Source organism: Phocaeicola faecium (assembly GCF_014837055.1).
Taxonomy (GTDB): Bacteria; Bacteroidota; Bacteroidia; order Bacteroidales; family Bacteroidaceae; genus Phocaeicola; species Phocaeicola gallinarum.
The window spans coordinates 1-1,213 of sequence record NZ_JACSPQ010000007.1; the positions used below are offsets into that span (position 1 = coordinate 1).

At 60.3% G+C, this 1,213-nt stretch carries 1 rRNA gene; it reads right to left on the bottom strand.

Annotated features, from left to right (window positions below):
• A 23S ribosomal RNA gene (locus H9626_RS15085) occupies nucleotides 1-927 on the bottom strand; the annotation flags it as partial.
• Between the last annotated feature and the right edge of the window lie 286 nt (nucleotides 928-1,213).

Below are 1,213 nucleotides of genomic sequence, written 5' to 3' on the forward strand. Positions count from 1 at the left end.
CTCTACCCCCCGGACGCAATCACCCGACGCTGCACCTAAATGCATTTCGGAGAGAACCAGCTATCACGGAATTTGATTGGCCTTTCACCCCTAGCCCCAGGTCATCCCCCCGGTTTTAAACCCAGGTGGGTTCGGTCCTCCACGCGGTCTTACCCGCGCTTCAACCTGCCCAGGGCTAGATCATCCCGCTTCGGGTCCAGGGCGCGCGACTCAAACGCCTTTTAAGACTCGCCTTCGCTACGCGTACACCACACGGCTTACGCTCGCCACGCACCACTGACTCGCAGACTCATTTTTCGATAGGCACGCCGTCACCCCCCAAGGAGGCTCCGACGGATTGTAGGCGCACGGTTTCAGGAACTGTTTCACTCCCCTCCCGGGGTGCTTTTCACCTTTCCCTCACGGTACTAGTACGCTATCGGTCAGACAGATATACTTAGGCTTACCCGACGGTCCGGGCAGATTCGCACGGGATTCCACGGGGCCCGTGCTACTTGGGAGACGCGACCGGGAGACGACGCACGTTCGGCTACGGGGCCATCACCCTCTGCGGCCGGGAATTCAATCCCGTTCGCCTCGAACGCCGTTTTATCACTCCCGCCGGGCCCGTCGGGGCCCGGACGCGCGATCCCGCAACACCGCATGCGCAACCCCCGACGGGTATCACACGCACACGGTTTGGCCTCATCCGCTTTCGCTCGCCACTACTCACGGAGTATCCTTTCCTGCAGGTACTGAGATGTTTCACTTCCCTGCGTACCCCCCGCCCAAGGCGGTGCCGGCCCATGACGGCCGGCGGGTTCCCCCATTCGGAAATCCTCGGATCAAAGCCCTGCTGGCGGCTCCCCGAGGCTTATCGCAGCCTCACACGTCCTTCATCGGTACTGTCTGCCAAGGCATCCACCATACGCCCTTCACGGGCAACCACACGGCCGCCCGCGACAAAGCCAGCAAACACCGGACAACAGATCTTCGCACTAATGATCACAAAACGATCAGAACAAAGAACAAAACCTCTACAAGAAGAAGTTCGTCCGAAAAAACAGTAAACAAGAAAAGAATCTTTCTTGCTCGCGTCCACTCTCCAGTTCTCAAACCACCACCACGACCAAGCCCCGAACCCGCGAACCCCACCAGGGGACGGACGGGACCCGGTATGGCGAACCGATGCCGGACCCGAAGGCCCGGTGGCGGTCCGGGAACCCAAAAGCAT